The organism is Kitasatospora sp. NPDC059599 (assembly GCF_042735125.1).
Classification (GTDB): Bacteria; Actinomycetota; Actinomycetes; order Streptomycetales; family Streptomycetaceae; genus Kitasatospora.
On record NZ_JBHWCL010000022.1, the window covers coordinates 12810 to 29278 of the forward strand.

Annotated in this window: 11 protein-coding genes and 1 riboswitch; of the genes, 8 read left to right on the forward strand and 3 right to left on the reverse strand. The window is 75.4% G+C overall.

Annotated features, from left to right (window positions below; translation table 11 throughout):
* The first annotated feature begins 208 nt into the window (after nt 1-208).
* Complete coding sequence (locus tag ACFV04_RS11110; RefSeq protein WP_380528423.1) at nt 209-1030, forward strand: SDR family oxidoreductase; 822 nt, start codon at nt 209-211, stop codon at nt 1028-1030.
* A 214-nt stretch (nt 1031-1244) separates the two neighbouring features.
* Here the strand turns inward: ACFV04_RS11110 and ACFV04_RS11115 are convergent, their stop codons facing one another.
* A complete protein-coding gene (locus ACFV04_RS11115; protein WP_380528424.1) occupies nt 1245-2105 on the reverse strand; it encodes a transcriptional regulator in 861 nt (286 codons plus the stop codon).
* Nucleotides 2106-2256: 151 nt separating this feature from the next.
* A complete protein-coding gene (locus tag ACFV04_RS11120; RefSeq protein ID WP_380347793.1) occupies nt 2257-2748 on the reverse strand; it encodes a hypothetical protein in 492 nt (163 codons plus the stop codon).
* A gap of 171 nt (nt 2749-2919) precedes the next feature.
* Nucleotides 2920-3062: riboswitch (SAM riboswitch) on the forward strand.
* A 199-nt stretch (nt 3063-3261) separates the two neighbouring features.
* Between ACFV04_RS11120 and ACFV04_RS11125 the strand changes: the two genes are divergently transcribed.
* The gene (locus ACFV04_RS11125; protein WP_380528426.1) at nt 3262-3975 is read left to right on the forward strand and encodes an IclR family transcriptional regulator; all 714 of its coding nucleotides are present in this window, start codon (nt 3262-3264) and stop codon (nt 3973-3975) included.
* Nucleotides 3976-4066: 91 nt separating this feature from the next.
* Here ACFV04_RS11125 and ACFV04_RS11130 read toward each other — a convergent pair whose 3' ends face one another.
* Complete coding sequence (locus ACFV04_RS11130) at nt 4067-5320, reverse strand: threonine/serine exporter family protein (RefSeq protein WP_360256462.1); 1254 nt, start codon at nt 5318-5320, stop codon at nt 4067-4069.
* A 460-nt stretch (nt 5321-5780) separates the two neighbouring features.
* Between ACFV04_RS11130 and ACFV04_RS11135 the strand changes: the two genes are divergently transcribed.
* The 6 genes from ACFV04_RS11135 (at nt 5781) to ACFV04_RS11160 (ending at nt 16443) form a co-directional block, all read left to right on the forward strand.
* A complete protein-coding gene (locus ACFV04_RS11135) occupies nt 5781-7079 on the forward strand; it encodes a helix-turn-helix domain-containing protein (protein WP_380347788.1) in 1299 nt (432 codons plus the stop codon).
* Between the two features lie 313 nt (nt 7080-7392).
* Nucleotides 7393-7785 carry a cobalamin B12-binding domain-containing protein gene (locus ACFV04_RS11140; RefSeq protein ID WP_380347838.1) on the forward strand — a complete coding sequence of 131 codons (393 nt, stop codon included), beginning with the start codon at nt 7393-7395 and terminating at the stop codon, nt 7783-7785.
* Complete coding sequence (locus ACFV04_RS11145) at nt 7782-9074, forward strand: methylaspartate mutase (RefSeq protein WP_380528429.1); 1293 nt, start codon at nt 7782-7784, stop codon at nt 9072-9074. Before ACFV04_RS11140 ends, ACFV04_RS11145 begins: the two co-directional genes overlap by 4 nt.
* Nucleotides 9075-9250: 176 nt before the next feature.
* Entirely contained in the window at nt 9251-10243 is a 993-nt protein-coding gene (locus ACFV04_RS11150; RefSeq protein WP_380347784.1) for an asparagine synthetase A, read from the forward strand.
* Nucleotides 10240-11493: a glutamate synthase-related protein gene (locus ACFV04_RS11155; RefSeq protein ID WP_380528430.1), complete on the forward strand. Its 1254-nt coding sequence runs from the start codon at nt 10240-10242 to the stop codon at nt 11491-11493. The genes ACFV04_RS11150 and ACFV04_RS11155 overlap by 4 nt, the downstream gene beginning before the upstream one ends.
* 144 nt (nt 11494-11637) lie before the next feature.
* Nucleotides 11638-16443: an amino acid adenylation domain-containing protein gene (locus ACFV04_RS11160; RefSeq protein ID WP_380528432.1), complete on the forward strand. Its 4806-nt coding sequence runs from the start codon at nt 11638-11640 to the stop codon at nt 16441-16443.
* The last annotated feature ends 26 nt before the right edge of the window (nt 16444-16469 follow it).

A 16469-nucleotide genomic window follows, 5' to 3' on the forward strand; every position in this document is an offset into this window, starting at 1 on the left:
CCCGCGGCCGCGGGCCGCGGGCCCCCCCCGGGGGGGGGGGGGGGGGGGGGGGGCCCCGCGCCGGGCTTGCCCCGGGGGGGGGGGGGGGGGTCCCCCCCCCCCCCCCCGCGTCCGTGCGCCCTGCGGAGGCCGTCCGCGTGCCTGGGCAGCCGCCCCCCGCTCTGGCACCGTGGCGCGGACGATTCCGGATCCGCGGAGGAGGCACCCCATGGCACGGCGCTGGCTGGTGACGGGCTGTTCGTCCGGACTGGGGCAGGCCCTGGCCGCCGCCGCGGCCGAGGCGGGGGACGAGGTGGTGGCCACCGCCCGCAAGCCCGCCGCCTTGGAGGACCTGCGACGGCGCCACGGCGGGCGGATCCTGCCGCTGGCCCTGGACGTACGGGACGCCGAGCAGTGCCGCAACGCCGTCGCCGCCGCGGTGGACCGGCTCGGCGGCCTGGACGTCCTGGTCAACAACGCGGGCAACGGCGTGTTCGGCACCGTGGAGGAGGTCGGCGACGAGGAACTGCGCGACCAGCTGGAGACCCTGGTGGTCGGCCCCTGGCGGCTGGCCCGGCTCGTGCTGCCGGTGCTGCGCGCCCAGGGCAGCGGGCACGTCCTCAACGTCTCCTCGCTGTCCGGCCGGATGTCCTTCCCCGGCCTGGCCGCGTACGTCACCGGCAAGCACGCGCTGGAAGGCATGACGCAGGCCCTGGCCGCCGAGGCCGCGCCGTTCGGCATCCGGGTCGCCGCCCTGGAGCCCGCCGGCTACGCCACCCGCTACGGCACCTCGCTCACCGATGCCGCCGACCGCTCCGCGCTCTACCGGGACGCCACCGAGCCGATGCGCGAACAGCTGCGCGGGATGGCGCAGTTGCCGACGGTCAGCCGACCCGAGGACTTCGCCCGGGACGTCCTGCGGATCGTCGCCGCCGACACCCCGCTGCCGGTGCGCATCCCGGTCGGCGCCGGGAGCCTGGACTCCATCGCGGCCGCCGTGCACGCGGGTGCGGAGGAACTCGCCGCCGTCCGGGGCCTGTTGGACGGGTGACGCCGACCGCGGGCGTCGGGCGCCGGGGGCCGCCGGAGCGGACGTGGACCCTAGGGCTTGTCTGACAATTCGCGTCGCATCAGCGCGCGGCGTTGGGCGCCCGGCTGGGCGTGCCGCCGGAGCGTCCTCGTACTGGACGTACTTGGACGATTCGGCGGTGCGTCCAGGCGGGATGCCCGGCGTCGTGCGCGCGGCGGGAATTGTCAGACAAGCCCTAGCCCCGCTCGGCCGCGGGCGGGTCGAAGGCGCGGAAGAGCGAGAGGTCCGGTGCCTGCTCGCGGATCGCGGTCCACCGCTCCTGGAAGGCGTGCCGCAGGCGGGCGGGCGGCCAGGGGGAGGGCCGCAACTCCGGAGGGAGGAGCGGGTCGTGCTCCAGCGCGTGGCCGAACGCGTCGGCCAGGCGCAGCGCGGTGGCGACGAGTCCGGTGGAGCCGTGCGGGGTGCCGGTCGGGCCGCCGGCGGGGGTGTCCTCGACGGGGTGTCCGAGGGCGTCGGCGAGCGGGCCGTACGCGGCGAGGGTGTCGGCCGCGGGCCACAGGCGTTCCGCGGTGGTGGCCGGGTCGGAGAATCCCGGGCCGGTGAGGCGGGTGGCCTCCGCGGTGATGAGGTAGGTGTCGACGGTGGACCGCGAGGTCTCGTCGGTCAGTTCCCGTACGAGGTCGTGCGGGCTGACGTAGGTCCCGGGCGCGAGCGGGACGCCGCCGAGCCGGGTCAGCGCGGTGCGGAGCGCGTCGCGTTCGGCCCGGCGCTGCTCGGGGACGGAGAAGGTGTAGAGGCGCCAGAGCCCGTCCCAGGGGGCGAGTCCGGTGTCCTGCGCGTAGGCGAGGGCGACGAACCGGGTGTCCGCGTCGGTGCGCAGCCGGCCCGCGTCGGTCAGGTGGAGGCGGCCCTTGCGGCCCCGCCCTTCCTGGCGCAGCACGCCCGCCGCCTCCAGCCGGCGGACGGCGAGCCGCACCGGCTGGTCCGCGAGGCCGGCCGCCGCGGCGACGTCGTAGACGTAGTCGAGCGAGGCGGTGCCCCGGGGGTCGAAGCAGGCCTCGACGACCGTGCGCGGCGCGGGCTTGTATTCGGGCACGGGAGTCCTCGGTTCGTGACGGCGCGTCCCCGGGCGGGGCGTGCGGCCACTGTGCCACACCGGGGCGGGCGCTCCCGCGGACCGCGGGCGGGGCGGCCGCCCCGGGTGCGGCGGCCGGTCCGACCGGCCCGGCGCCCCCGCCGACGCGGGGTCAGGCGCCCTCCCAGGGGTAGCCGTGGCGCCGGAAGGCGGAGGCGATCGCGGCCTTGCCGCCCTCGACGTCGTCGTCGAAGAGGACGCGCCCGACCGGCGACTCGATCCGCACCTTGCCGCCGTGGCGGAAGACCCCGCCGACCTGGTCACGGGTGATGACGCGGGTGTCGTCGCCCTCGGTGATCGTGATGTCCTCGTCCGAGATGCGCAGCGTGGCGCTGTGGTACGTGAGGAGGAGCCCGGCGACCAGGCCGGCGACGGCCAGCAGTACCGGCCGTCCGACGACCATCGCCGGGGAGTCGAAGGAGCCGAGGAACCGCACGGTGTCCGCGTACGGGATCGGGTGCCGGGCGGCGAACCCGAGGAGCCAGGGGACGGCGAAGCCGAGACCGGCTCCGGCCGCACCGCAGAAGGCCCAGACGACCAGCTTGGTGTCCAGCGGCATCCGGAGCTCGGTCGGGGTGGCCGGAGAGCCGGGATCGTTCTTCATGAATACGACCGTAGCATATTCGATAGATATCGGCGGCCGATGGCCGGCACCGGCCGGGGGGGCGGGTGCGCGCCGCGGCGGGCGGCGCCCGGCGGTGCGGCGTGCCCGTCTCCCGTGCGCGGTGGGGGGAGGTTTGGCGAGCGGCCCGGGGAATCTTGTATGGTTCCTGGCGAATCATCCAGAGGGGTGGAGGGACCGGCCCTACGAAGCCCCGGCAGCTCCCCGGTCGACCCGGCGTCCGAAGTACGCGCCGTGCCGTCCGGGATCAGTGCCAACTCCGGCCTGCCGCCACTGTGGCGCGGGAAAGATGAGGAGACACGGTGCTCTCTGTGCTGTCCTTCGCCCGGGCGCTTCCCGCCCCGGCCCTTTCGCGTACCCGTCTCGTGCCCGGCGCAGGCAATCGGCCGACTTCTCCGGCCCGTCCTCGCTGACCACCCCCCCCGCTCCCCGCGGGGAGCCTCCGTGAGCACGGCCCGCCCGCCGCTCACGGGATCTGAGACGGAGTACCCATCCATGCAGAACACGAGCGGTGTCGGCGTGCTCGACAAGATCACCTCGATCCTCGGCACCCTGGAGGCCGGTCCCACCACCCTGGCCGGACTCGTCGCCGCCACCGGACTGGCGCGGCCCACCGCCCACCGGCTGGCCGTGGCACTCGAACACCACCGCCTGGTCACCAGGGACATGCAGGGCCGGTTCGTCCTCGGCCCCCGGCTCGGCGAGCTGTCGTCCGCGGCGGGGGAGGACCGCCTGCTGGCCGCCGCCGGCTCGGTCCTCACCCACCTGCGGGACATCACCGGCGAGAGCGCCCAGCTCTACCGCCGGCAGGGCGAGATCCGGATCTGCGTGGCCGCCGCCGAACGCCTCTCCGGCCTGCGCGACACCGTTCCGGTGGGCATCACCTTCCCCATGAAGGTCGGCTCCGCCGCACAGGTCCTGCTCGCCTGGGAGGAACCCGAGCGGCTCCACCGCGGCCTGCAGGGTGCCCGGTTCACCGCCACCGCGCTCAGCGGCGTACGGCGCCGCGGCTGGGCGCAGTCCATCGGCGAGCGCGAACTCGGCGTCGCCTCCGTCTCCGCGCCCGTCCGCGGACCGTCCAACCGGGTCGTGGCCGCCGTCTCCGTGTCCGGCCCGATCGAACGGCTCACCCGGCACCCGGGTGCGCAGCTCTCCCGGGCCGTCGTCGAGGCGGCCGACCGCCTCACCGAGGCCCTGTGCCATGCCTGACCGGGGCTCCCGGCCCCTTTTCGCGCCGGTCACGCCCGGCCGAACCGGGCCGCGGTCCGGGGCCCGGGCGCGGCCCCGGTTCGGCCCCGTTTCAGCCCCGGGGTTGCAGCACGGCGAGGGAGGGGCGGGGGATGCGGCCGATGACCGAGCCGATCAGGGTGCCGATCGACACCCCGAACAGCGCCGACACGGCCGCCAGCACGGCCTGCGCCCCGTTGCCGACCTCGATCTGGGCGGTGTTCAGCAGGCCGAAGGAGCCCGGCACCACGATCCAGAACGCCGGGAGGTAGAGCACCTGCCAGAGCGGACCGCCCGGCAGCCAGTGCACCAGGGTGGCCGCGCACGCGGCGGAGACCGCCCCGGCCAGGCCGCCGATCGCCGCGCCGTGCGCCATCCCCACCGTCACCTGGACGGTGGCGCTCACCGCGATCACCACGACGATCCACGGGACGGCCGAGGGCGGGGTGTGGACGTTGACCACCAGCCCGGCCACCGCGATCGCCAGCCCCAGCCCGATCACCCACCAACTCGGCTTCGCCACCTGGACGTTGGCCAGCGCCGAGGCCGGCATGCCGGTCGCGGTCGCGGCCGCGACCAGCCCCGCGAGGAACAGCGTCAGCTGCACCGCGCCGGACACCAGCCGGGCCGAACCCGCACTGGCCGCACCCGCGGCGATCTCCGACAGTCCGGTGACCAGCAGCCCGCCCGGCAGCAGGATCGCCAGCGTGGCCACGATCGTCCGCAGCGGGCCGTCCAGCAGCGAGGCCCGCGCGAGCGTCAGGACCAGCAGGGACACCAGGAACCCGGCGGTGACGGGCAGCAGCGGCCGCAGGTACGGCATCCGCCGGGCGAGCACGGTCAGCCCCACCACGATCAGCGAGCCGAGCCCGGCCGCCAGCACGTTCGCCGCCGCCGGCTGCAGGAAGAGGCAGACGCCCACCCCGACCGGCAGCGCCCCGAGGTCCGCCACCCAGGTGGGCCAGTGGGCCGGCGCCCGCCGGATCCGGTCCAGTTCGGCCAGGGCCCGCGGCCCGTCGAGCTCACCGGCGCGCAGCCGGTGCACCAGGTGGAGGACGTCCGCCGTCTGCTCGAACCGCAGGGCGGCGCCCACCGGCTGGAACCTGGCGCCCTCGTCGGGGCCCAGGGCGACGAACAGCCCGTTGGTCAGGGCCGCGACCCGCACCTCCGGAGCGCCCGACGCCCGCCCCAGGCCGCGGAGTTCCTCCTCGACCTCGTGGACGGGAAGGCCGCCGCCCAGCAGGGCCTCGCCGAGGTCGAGCAGCAGGCGGCAGAGCGGGTCGGGCGGGGCGCCGTCGCCCCGGACCGATGGAGACTTGGTGGACATGGCAGGTATCGTCCCATCCCGCCCGCTTCGGTCCGCGTGTGCCCCGGTCTGATCGGTTCCCGCCGGGTCGGTCCCTGTCGCCGAACCCCGGCCCCGCCCTGCTGCCGCCCCGCCCGTGCCCGGCCGCCCGTACCCGCTGCCGTCGCCCCGCCTCGGGCGTCCCCGGCCGGGCCGCTGGTCGGTCGGACCCGCTCACGGGCGGTACCGGCGGTACTTCCGGCGGTCCGCCGAACGTGATGTGAGGCCCGCGTGAAGGTCGCGGGTGGGGCCGGTGATCGGCCGTTGATCGGACGTAGACGCCGAGCCTGGAGCATCGGGAACCGGAGGGAACCGGTTCGGAGGCCACAGCCTGACCACCGGGGCCAGTACGGCCGGACCACGGGCCGCGCGGGCACCCAGTGCTGCGGCCGCCGGACCGGACCTCCAGCGAGAGTCCGAACCACGGAAGGGCAGACGAGGCATGGACAGCGGGCAGTCGGTGCAAGCGGTGAGGACGGCGGCGGGCTTCGGCGAGCAGCTGCGGGTACGGCGCGAGCGGATCGGGCTGACCCAGCAGTGCCTGGCCGATCACGCCACCCTGAGCGTGCGGGCCATCCGGGACATGGAGAGCGGCCGGGTGCGCCGGCCCCGCAACGAGACCGTCCGGCTGCTGGCGGACGCGCTGCGGCTGGAGGGCCGCAGCCGCACGGACTTCGAGGAGGCCGCCCGCCGGCACCCGCTCGCCGACGAACCGGCGACGGTGCCGGCACCGGCCGCGCCGCCGGTGGCGCGCGGGGCGATCGTCGGCCGCGAGATGGAGACCGAGGTCCTGGTCGACGCCTTCGCCGTGCACGGGGACCGGCTGGTCTCGCTGGTCGGCCTCGGCGGGGTGGGCAAGACCCGGCTCGCCCTGGAGGTCGCCCGCCGGGTGCACCTGGCCGCCCGCTGGTCGGTGCGCTGGGTGGACTGCGGCGGCGGCCCGCACCCCTGGCGCGGCCTGCCGGACGGCCTCGCCCGGGACATCGGCGACCGGCCAACCCTGCTGGTGCTGGACGGCGCCGACAACGGGGTGGACGCCGGACAGCTGGACGCCCTGTTCCAGCACTGCCCCGGGCTGCGGGTGCTGATCACCGCCCGCGAGGCCCGGCCGCTGCCCGGCGGCCAAGTCATCCCGCTCGCGCCGCTGCCCGTCCCGGCCCCCGAACTCGACGCCGAACCGGAGGCGTTGGCGCAGGTCGGAGCCGTCCGGCTGCTGCTCTCGCACCTGAGCCGGCTGCGCCCCGGCTACACCCTGGAGCGCTCCGAGGCACCCGCCGTCGCCGAGCTCTGCCGCCACCTGGACGGCCTGCCGGGCGCCTTGGAGCGCGCGGCGGGCTGGGCGCTGGTGCAGTCCACCGGCCAGCTGGTCGCCCGGCTGGCGGCCGTCCCGTTCACCCTGGCCGCACCGCCGCTGGTGTTCGGCGCGCGCGGCGACGTCCGTGACGAGGTGGAGCCGGCGATCCGACGGCTGACGGACCGCCAGCGACAGCTGCTGGAGGTCCTCGTGGACGAACCGGGGGACTGGTCCGGGGAGGACGCGGTGGTCCGCACCGGCTGGGCGCTGCAGACCTGCCTGGCGACGGTGCACGAGTTGCTGTCGCGCGGGCTGATCCGCAGCGTGCCCGCCCGGGACGGCGTGCGGTTCACGGTGCTCAACCTGTGCCGGCGCCTCGTCCGGGAGGAGCCGGGGCTCCGGCTGGCCCCGGCCGGGGACGTGCCGCTGCTCGCCGTCGCGGGCTGACGGCGCGGGCCGACGGACGCCCGGGCGTGGACGTGGGGGCTGGGCGCGGGGGCGGTGGCGCGGCGCCGTGAGCCGATAGCGGGCCCCGGCGGGCCGTCGATTCTGCCGCATTGTGCCGCAGGAGCTGCCGCTTGCCCGGCCCGATCGTTCCTAACGTTCTCCGTGGGCCGGGCCGCCGCGGAACACGCGCCGGAATCCCCGGTCCGCCGGCCCGGGCGTCGGCGGAAATCCATCGACGATCTCTACCGATGAGGGCTGAGTTGTGCAGCACGGAAATGCCGAACCCGGCGGGCTGGACGTCGTCGTGACGACGATGGCCTCGGACTCGCACACCTGGAACCTGGTGTTCCTGCAACTCCTGCTGGAGGAGATGGGCCACCGGGTGACGAACCTGGGCGCCTGCGTCCCGGACGCGCTGCTGCTCGCCGAATGCCGGCGGATCGTGCCGGACCTGATCGTGATCAGCAGCGTCAACGGGCACGGCCACCAGGAGGGCCTGCGGGTGATCCCGTCCCTGCGCGCCTGCCCGGAACTACGGCGCACGCCGACCGTCATCGGCGGCAAGCTCGGCATCGCCGGGGCCGACGACCCCGACCGTGAGCGGACGCTGCTGGCGGCCGGCTTCGACGCCGTCTTCGAGGAGGGCGCCTCGGTGGACCCGTTCCGCGAATTCGTCGACGGGCTGCGCTCCCGGGTCCTGCTGTGACCGGCTTCGGCGCGTTCGTGGCGCAGGCCGCGGAGGCCGGTGCCCTGGTGGTGCAGCCCCGGATGGGGATGGCGGAGGCGGCCCGGATGCGGGACGGCCTGCTCGCCACCCGGGGGGCGGCCGCCGTCACCGTCGGCACCATCACCCTGGACAGCTACACCCGCACCGGAGACCTCGGCGCGGCGCGGCGAGCCCTGGCCGTCGGGGCCGGCCTCAACGGCTACCCGATCGCCACCCACCCGGTCGAGGTCACCCGGGCGGTCCTGGACGGGGTGGCGGACGCCGGCTTCCCGGTACAGGTCCGGCACGGTTCGGCCGCACCGGAACGGATCTTCGAGGCGCTGCTGGCGGCCGGACTCGACGCCACCGAGGGCGGGCCGGTCTCCTACTGCCTGCCGTACGGCCGCACCCCGCTCCACGAGGCGGTGGCCTGCTGGCGGCGCAGCTGCGAACTTCTCGCCTCCATCCGCGCGTTCGGGGCGGAACCGCACCTGGAGACGTTCGGCGGCTGCATGATGGGCCAGCTCTGCCCGCCCTCGCTGCTGATCGCCATCAGCGTGCTGGAGGCGATGTTCTTCCGTCAGCACGGGCTGCGCAGCATCTCGCTCAGCTACGCCCAGCAGACCAGCGCCCACCAGGACGAGGAGGCCCTGGCCGCGCTCGGCCGGATCGCGGACGAGCTGCTCGCGGACGTCGACCGGCACCTGGTGGTGTACGCGTACATGGGTGTCTACCCGCGATCGCCCGCCGGTGCGCGGCTGCTGCTGGAGGACGCGGCGCGGCTCGCCGTGCGCGGCGGTGCCGCCCGGCTGATCGTCAAGACCACGGCCGAGGCGCACCGCATCCCGACGGTCGCCGAGAACGTCCGGGCCCTGGAGGCCGCCGCCGCGGCCGCCACGGCCGAGCGCACCCGCCCGCGGCCGGCCGCGCCGCCGGACACCGGGATCGAGACCGAGGCCAGGGCCCTGATCGGCGCCGTGCTCGACCTGGACGCCGACCTCGGGCGGGCCCTGGTGAAGGCGTTCGCGGCCGGCTACCTGGACGTGCCGTACTGCCTCCACCCCGACAACGCCGGGCGGACGCGCAGCTCGCTGGGCCCGGACGGCCGGCTGTACTGGTCCGCCGTCGGCTCGATGCCGATCGCCGGGCTGGTCGAGGGCGGCCGCCCGCCGATCCTCGGCTCGGCCGGACTGCTCGCCGCCCTCTCCCACGTCCAGCGCCGCTACGACGGCCAGGACGTGCGCTCGGCCGCGACGCCCGTCCCCCGGGGCCTGCCGGCCTCGCGCTGAGGCGCCCGGGGCCGCACCCGGCCGGGCGGTCCCCGGACACCCCTGCCCGCGAGCCGCGCCCGCCCGGCGAGAACCGCCCCGTTTCCCTGAACCGCCCCGCTTCCCTGAACCGCGCCATCCCCCAGACCAGACCCTCCCCGAGACCAGACCCTCCCCGAGAGACGAGGACCCCGACCATGCCCGAATCCGCTCCCCTGCCCCCGACCGACCCGGGTCGCCACCTGACCACGCCGGCCACCCGCAGCGCGCTCCGGATCCAGCAGCAGCTGCTGACCGCGGCGCGCGAGTTCCTGCGTGGCCGCGGCTTCACCGAGCTGCTGCCGCCGATCATCGGTCCGGTCACCGACCCCGGCGCGCGCGGCTCCAAGCAGGTGGACATCGACTTCTACGGCCACCGCTACAAGCTGATGACCAGCGCGATCCTGTACAAGCAGGCCTCGCTGCTGGCCTTCGACAAGATCTTCTGCATCGCCCCGAACGTCCGCCTGGAACCCCTGGAGACCGCGGGGACCAGCCGGCACCTGGCCGAGTTCCACCAGCTGGACGTGGAGTTCGCCGGCGCGAGCCGGGACGACGTCGTCCAGCTGGCCGAGGACCTGGTGGTGCACATGGTCGACAGCACGGTCCGCGAGCTGCCCAAGGAGTTCGCCGAACTCGGCCGGGACCCGCAGGCGTTCGCCGAACTCCTGAAGGGCTCCTTCGGACGCGTCCGGCACGCCGAGGCGGTCGCCGAACTCCGGGGCATCGGCCACCCGCAGAGCTCCGACGCCGAACTCGACTGGGAGGGAGAGGCGTTGCTGTCGGCCCGGCGCGACCGGCCGTTCTTCGTCACCGACTACCCGAAGGGCTCGCGCGGCTTCTACGACCGCGAGCACCCCGACGACCCGGGCCTGCTGCGCAACTTCGACCTGCTCGCGCCCGAGGGCTACGGCGAGCTGTGCAGCGGCAGCCAGCGCACCAACGACTACGCGGAGATCATCACCCGCATGCGGGAGACCGGCGAGAACCCGCAGAAGTACCGCTGGTACCTGGACCTGGTGCGCGAGGGCGTGCCCGCCAGCGCCGGCTTCGGCATCGGCGTCGAGCGGCTCACCCGCTACGTCGCCGGACTGGATGCCGTCTGGCAGGCCAGCGCCTTCCCGAAGCTCGCGGGGGTGGTGTCGCCGTGAGCGACCTCAGCGCACCCGGCTTCCCGGAGGAGGAGGTCCGGCGGCGGGCCCGCGCCGGAGCGGCCGCCGCGTTCCCGCCCGCCGAGGAGTACGGACACGTGCTGTTCGGCGCAGCCGGGACCGACGGGACTGGCGGATCGGCCCGGCCGGACGCCCTGGACGAGCTGCGGATCGTCCCGCCGCTGTTCCTGCCGCAGCGGCTCGCCAAGCTGATCGACCTCGGCCGCGAGCCCGACTACCGGGACGTCGAACTCGCCACCACCATCGGCGGGTTCGCCTCCGCACTGCCGGTGTACGTGTCCGCGACCGGCTCCACCCGGGCCGCCGGCGGCGACCTGGGCCTGGCCCTCAGCCGGCAGGCCGGGGCGCTCGGGATCCCGATGGTGATCGGCGAGAACGTGGTGCCGGTCAACGGCTACGGGCGGCTCGGCGAGGCGGCCGACCGCACCCTGCTCGGGCGGCTGCGCGCCTACGGCGAGGAACTCCCGGACGGGCTGGGCGGCGTGGCCGTCCAGCAGAGCACGGAGGACGCCGACGCCGAGGTGTGGAACCTCGTCCACAGCGATCCGGCCGCCCGGCCGCTGCTCGAATCGGGGCGTCTGGCCTTCGAGTTGAAGGTCGGCCAGGGTGCCAAGCCGGGTCTGGGCGGGATGACCGTACTGGAGGCCGAGGCCGCCGCCGCACTCGGCGACCGCTTCGGGCTGGACCCGTTGTTCGGCGACGGCCGGGTGCTGCGCGCCGCGACCCCGGGCACCTTCACGGCGGAGATCCTGCGCCAGCAGATCCGGCTGATGCGCAACAACTACCCGCGGGTGCGGATCTGGGTGAAGCTCTACCCGGGCCGCGACGTGGCCGAGGCCGCCCGGGTCGCGCACGAGGCAGGCGCGGACGCCGTCGTGGTGGACGGCGCCGAGGGCGGCACCGGTTGGGCGCCCGGGGTGTTCCTGCCGCACGTCGGACTGCCGCTGGCGGAGTGCCTGCGCCGCCTGGCGGCCGACCCGCCGCCGAGCCTGCTGGTCTCCGGGCGGATCTGGGAGGGTGCCAGGGCGGTCAAGAGCCTGGCGCTGGGCGCCCGCGCGGTGGGCCTCGGACGGGCCGCGCTGCTGGCCGTCGCGGAGGACCGGGAATCCGGGCTCCGCCGTTTCGCGGAATGCCTGGCACTGGAACTCGGATTGCTGATCAGTGCGCTCGGAAAATACGCGCCGAAGGCCCTCGACCGGGAGGACGTCTGGTCCTCCGAGGGATTCTGAATCACCCCCGGCCGGTAGCTCTGGCCTGCTCGGAAAGCGGCATGATGAAACTGCCGATTTCCTTCCGCTCTTTCTGCCGATAGGGCCGTCGGATTCCCCCTATCGTCGCTTTCGTCGCCGGTTTCTCTCACGATCTGGGGTTGGATGATGTCCTCTCGCGGTTTCCCCCTCGAATTCACGGCACCCGAATTCGCGCCGTTCGCCTCCGCCGTCCGCCGCTTCCCGGAGCGGCCGGCCGTCCGGGCCGGCAGCCGGACCGTCAGCTACCGGGAGCTGGACGGCCTGACCGCCGCCCTGGCCGCCCGGCTCGCCCCCGGGCGGACGGTCGCCGTCACCGGCCGCGACCGGCTGGACCACGTGGTCGCGCTGCTGGCGGTGCTGCGGGCGGGCGCCACCTATCTGCCGCTGGACCGGGAGGCCCCCGAGGAGCGCAACCGCTGGATCACCGAGGACGCCGGAGCCTCCCTCGCCCTCGACGGCGACGCGCTCACCGCGCTCACCGAAGGCGCCGGGCTCACCGAAGGCGCCGGGCTCGCCGAAGGCACCGCGCTCACCGAAGGCGCGGGGCTCACCGGGCTCGCCGGGGCCGCGGGCACGGCGGACGCGGCCGCCGGCTACGTCATCTACACCTCCGGCACCACCGGCCGCCCCAAGGGCGTGCACGTGCCGCTCGCGGCGCTCACCGGCCACCTGGCCGCCGTGGTCGGGACCTTCGGCCTCACCGAGCAGGACGTGGTGCTGCAGTTCGCCCGCCCGACCGTCGACGTGGCGGTGGAGCAGGTGCTCGGCGCCCTGTCCGCCGGGGCCTGCCTGGTCCTCCCGGAGCAGCAACTCCTGGCCCCGGCCGAGCTGCTGGACCTGCTGGACGCCGAGGGCGTCACCGTCGCCAACCTGGCCGCCGGCTACTTCCAGGACGTGGTGGCGGCCCTGGGCGGCCGGGTGCCGAGCACCCTGCGGCTGATGATCTCGGGCAGCGACAAGCTGGAGCCCGCCACCGCCGCCGCCTGGTGGGCGGCGACCGGGGTGCCGCTGCTGAACGCGTACGGGCCCACCGAGACCGTGGTCACCGCCACCACCCACCGGCTGGCCGGTGAGCAGGTGGCCTCCCGGGTGCCGATCGGCACCGCGCTCGGCGCCCGGCGGCTCTACGTCCTGGACGAGCGGCTGCGGTCGGTGCCGCCCGGCGAGGCCGGCGAACTGTACGTCGGCGGGCCGTTGCTGGCCTCGGGCTACCTCGGTCGCCCCGGCCTGACCGCCGACCGCTTCGTCGCGGACCCGTTCGCGGACCCGTTCGCGGACCGGTCCGACGGGCAACAGGAACAGCCCGGCGGAGCGCGGATGTACCGCACCGGCGACGTGGTGCGCCGCGCCGTCGAGGACGGCCCGCTGGAGTTCCTCGGCCGCAGCGACCACCAGGTGAAGATCCGGGGCTTCCGGGTCGAGCCGGGGGAGGTCGAGCAGGTGCTGGCGGGTCACCCCGGTGTCACCGGCTGCGTCGTGGTGGCGCACGAGGGCCGGTTGGCCGCGTACGTGACCGGCGCCGCGCCGGAGTACGCCGTGGTCCGGCCCTGGCTGGCCGAGCGGCTGCCCGAGCACCTGGTCCCGGCGACGCTGACCGCCCTGGCGGCCTTCCCGCTGACCGCCGGCGGCAAGGTGGACCGCGCGGCGCTGCCCGCGCCGCAGGCCGCGGCCGAGGCCAAGCCGGCCGGCCGGCCGCCCCGCACTCCCGCCGAGCAGCTGATCGCGGCGGTGTGGGCGGACGTGCTCGGGGTGCCGGAGGTCGGCGCCGACGACAACTTCTTCCACCTGGGCGGCGATTCGCTGACCGCGGTGCGGGTGGTGGGCCGGGTCTTCGACGTCTTCGGCATGGTGTCGCCGTACACCATCTTCGACGCGCCGACGCTGGCCGAGTTCGCCGCCGCGGTGAGCTCCGCGACCGGCGGCGAGCGCCCCGAGCTGGTCCGTACGGGCGGCACCGAGGCCCCGCTGTCCAAGTTCCAGCGCGGCCTCTGGTTCCTCGACCAGTGGAACCCGGACGCGCCGACCTACGTGGTGCCCTGGGTGTTCCGCTTCGCCGGGCCGGTCGACCCGGAGCTGCTGCGGCGCGCGCTGGCGGGGGTGGTGGCGCGGCACGAGAGCCTGCGGACGACCTTCGAGCTCGCCGAGGACGGCCCGCGCCAGGTCGTCCACCCGGCGGTGGAGCTGCCGTTCACGCTCACCGAGACCACCGCCGACCGGGTGGACGACCTGGTCGCCGAGGCGGCGCTGGAGCCCTTCGACCTGGAGCGGGGGCCGCTGGTACGGGCCCGGGTCTTCCGGGCCGGCGGGGCGACCACACTGCTGCTGCTGCTCCACCACATCGTCTGGGACGAGGGCTCGCTGGCCGTGCTGGAGGCCGAACTCCAGGAGCTGTACGCGGCGGCGGCCGAGGGCCGTCCGGCCGAGCTGCCGGAACTCGCCGTCCAGTACGGCGACTACGCCGCCTGGCAGTACCGGGACGACACCACCGATCGCCAACTCGACTACTGGCGCGAGCAGTTGCGAGACGCGCCGACGGAGCCGGCGCTGGCCTCCGACCACCCCCGACCGGAGGAGCAGGCCTTCCGCGGGGCCTTCCACCGCTTCACGATGCCGGGCCCGGTCGCCGAGGCCGTCCGGGCGCTCGCCCGCAGCGAGGACGCCACCCCGTTCATGGTGCTGCTCGCCGGGCTGGCGCTCACCCTGCACCGCCGGTCCGGGCAGCGGGACCTGGTGCTCGGCTCCCCGGTCAACGTCCGCGGCCGGGCCGAACTCGACGACCTGATCGGCTACTTCGTCAACCTGCTGCCGCTGCGGCTGAAGCTGGAGGAGGGCGCCTCCTTCCGCGAGCTGGTCCGGCACGTGCGTGAGGTGTCGATCGCCGGGTACCGGCACCAGGAGGTGCCCTTCGACGACATCGCGAGCGCCGTCCTCGACGAGCGCCCCGAGGACCGCAACCCGCTCTGCCAGGTGCTGCTGGAGCTGCACCCGCTGGACACCCGGCCGTTCACGGTCGGCGGCCACCAGGTCACCCGGGCCCTGCACTCCAACCCGGTCTCCCGCTTCGACCTGTCGGTCTCCGTGGACGACCTCGGCACCGGCTTCACCGGCCGCTTCGAGTACGACAGCGACCTGTTCGGGCCCGCCACCATGGCCGGCCTGTGCGAGGAGTGGCTGGGCACCCTGGCCTCCGCCGTCGAGGTGCCGGTGCACGCCCTGTTCGAGGCGCAGGCCGCCCGCGCCCCGCACGCCACCGCCCTGATCGCAGGCGAACGCACCGTCGGATACGGCGAGTTGAACGCCGCCGCGAACCGGCTCGCCCGCCACCTGACGGGCCTCGGCATCGGCCGCGGCGACACCGTCGCGGTGCTGGCCGACCGCGGGCCCGAGATGGTCACCGCCCTGCTGGCGGCACTCAAGACCGGCGCCGCCTACACCCTGCTGGACCCGGACTTCCCGGCCGAGCGGCTGGCCGGCGCGGTCGCCGACACCGGCGCCGCCACGGTGGTCACCCACCGGCGCGCCACCGTGCCGTTCGACGTCCCGAACCAGGTCGACCTGGACTCCTCGGCCGCCGAACTCGCCCGGTACGCGGCGCACGACCCGGGCCTGCCGGTCGACGGCGCCGACCTCGCCTGCGTGATGTTCACCTCCGGCTCCACCGGCCGCCCCAAGGGCGTGGCCGTCCCGCACCGGGCGCTCACCACCACCTACCTCGGCCAGGACTACGCCCGCTTCGGCCCGCAGGAGGTCTGGCTGCAGTGCTCGCCGGTCTCCTGGGACGCCTTCGCCCTGGAGCTCTACGGCGCCCTCTGCTTCGGCGGCAGCTGCGTCCTGCAGCCCGGCCAGCGGCCCGACCCGCAGACCATCGCCGAGCTGACCCGCCGCCACGGCGTCACCCAGCTCCAGCTCTCCGCCAGTTTGTTCAACTTCCTGCTGGAGGAGTTCCCGGAGACCTACGACGGGCTGAAGCTCGCCTTCACGGCCGGCGAGCGGGCCTCCGTCACCCACGTCGCGAAGGCCCTGGAGAACCACCCGGGCCTCGAGGTCGCCAACGGCTACGGCCCGGTCGAGAGCCTCGGCCTGACCACCTGCCACCGGGTCACCCCCGCCGACCTGACCGGCGGCTCGGTGCCGATCGGCGCCGCGCTGAACGGCAAGGGCGTCCACGTCCTGGACGAGCTGCTGCGCCCCGTCGAGCCCGGTGTCACGGGCGAGCTGTACGCCTCCGGCGGCGGCCTCGCCCACGGCTACCTCGGCCGGTCCGGACTGACCGCCGAACGCTTCGTCGCCTCCCCGTTCGGCGCCCCCGGCGAGCGCCTCTACCGCACCGGCGACCTCGGTTTCGTCAGCGCGGAGGGCCTGCTGGAGGTCACCGGCCGGATCGACGACCAGATCAAGATCCGCGGGTTCCGGGTCGAGCCCGGCGAGGTCGAGGACGCGCTCACCCGCCACCCGGCCGTCCAGGAGGCCGTCGTCACCGTGCACGAGCCCGCCCCGGGCGACCGCCGGCTCGCCGCCTACGTCACCGCCGGTGCCGACGCCCCCGACCCCGACGCGCTGCTCGACCACCTGGCGGCCCTGCTGCCCGAGCACATGGTGCCCGCCACCCTCGACGTCCTGGACGCCCTGCCGCTGAGCCACAACGGCAAGGTGGACCGCAAGGCGCTGCCCGCCCCCGCCGGGCGCCGCGCCGCCGCACCCGACCCGCTGACCGGGGCCGAGCGGCTGGTCGCCGACGCCGTGCGCGAGGTGCTCGACCTCGCCGAGGTCGGCCGGGACGACAACTTCTTCCGGATCGGCGGCAACTCGCTCGCCGCCGTCCGGGTCGCGATGCGGCTGTCCCGGGAGACCGGCACCCGCGTCCCCCCGCAACTGGTGTTCCGGGCCAGGACCGTGAGCGCCATCGCCGAACGGCTGGCCGCCCGATGACGGGCCGCACCGCACACGAAGGGAAC